At 58.3% G+C, this 412-nt stretch carries 1 pseudogene; it reads right to left on the minus strand.

Features of this window, described 5'->3' with window-relative positions:
* Positions 1–196: pseudogene (locus ACCC94_RS30115) on the minus strand (amino acid ABC transporter substrate-binding protein); the annotation flags it as partial.
* Positions 197–412 lie beyond the last annotated feature (216 nt).

Raw genomic sequence — 412 nt, forward strand, 5'->3', positions numbered from 1 at the left:
AGACGTCCACGTCGATGCCCTTGTACTGGCCCTTGGCGTCGGCATACGAGAAGCCGGGAAGACCGTCACTGATACCGCACTGCACGTAGCCTTTCTTCTTCACTGCATCCAGGGTGGCGCCAGCATGGGCGAGCCCGCTGATGCCAAACACAGCGGCGGTGGTCAGCACTGCCAGGGTGGATTTCACCATCTTCATCGATCTTCTCCGTTGCTTTTTTAGTGTTTTGGAGTCCCGGTTCCACCGCCGTACCCTCGTGAGGCACCAGCAAGACAACAAACGGGATGGAGACCTGAAGGTGAGTCTAGACGGCCTATGAAAAATCCTACGGACGCCGCGAACACACCTTCGAGCGCACAGGTCTTGCGCGCTGGAACGGGTCATCAAGGGATCATTGCGTGAAGGCGAAGGCCC

This window comes from Pseudomonas sp. Pseusp97, assembly GCF_047304025.1.
In the GTDB taxonomy this organism is placed as follows: domain Bacteria; phylum Pseudomonadota; class Gammaproteobacteria; order Pseudomonadales; family Pseudomonadaceae; genus Pseudomonas.